This is a genomic window from Streptomyces sp. AC627_RSS907 (assembly GCF_019049165.1).
This window is the reverse complement of the sequence record NZ_JAGMUE010000450.1, coordinates 1-746: the sequence shown is the minus strand read 5'-3', so window position 1 is coordinate 746 and position 746 is coordinate 1. Positions and strand designations below refer to the sequence as shown.

The window sequence follows — 746 nt, the reverse complement described above, 5'->3', positions numbered from 1 at the left end:
GAGCGGAAAGGTCGAGTGGACCGACGAGGAGGGGTGGGACCACGAAGCACCCTGTCAGACGTGCGATGGCAACGGTGAAGTGAACTCCTGATCGGCTCCTGATCGGCGCCTTCCAGGGGACGCGCCGGCCAGGGCCAGCCCGGCACGGGCCCTACACCGCCCGGTACCGGGCCAGCCCCGCCTGGCACGCGCCCAACCCCGCCTGGCACCGGCCTCTCCGCTCCGTCGCGGGGGATCACTTGTCCTGCGGGTAGGTGGCGATGACCTTGCCCTTGGGATCGGCCTTGAGGTAGCCGGAGCCGTAGGCGTCGGAGAGGTAGACGCTCATGCTCTGGCCCTCGTCGAAGACGCTGGACGGGGCGCGGACGACGAGGTAACGGCTGGTGGGCTGGTCGACGCCGAGCACCTGGTCCGCCTTGCGCATCAGCGCCGGCAGGGCGTCCCAGTCGAAGGCGTTCAGGTCCACCGGCTGGGTACCGGTCGTCTTCGTACCGCCCGCGCCGTCCCGGGACGCCCCGCTGTCCGCGCGGTAGCTGAACCGGTCGTACCGCTTGGTGCTGCCCTTCACGAGCGCCTCGGCCGAGACGTGTTCGGGGTAGACCACGAGGCTGATGACCTTGCCGCTGTCCATCAGGGGCCGCAACTCGGCGAGGGCCCGCCGGATTCCGGCGGGCGTCAGCAGGTTGGTCTCCGGCTGGTCGGCGTCGCCGTCGCCCGCGTCGCCGAACGAGGGCGAGGGTGGGGCG

1 pseudogene is annotated in these 746 nt (G+C 71.3%); it reads right to left on the bottom strand.

The annotated features are described in order from the left end of the window. Positions 1 to 235: 235 nt before the first annotated feature. Positions 236 to 746, bottom strand: a pseudogene (locus tag KUM32_RS36405) (serine/threonine protein kinase); the annotation flags it as partial.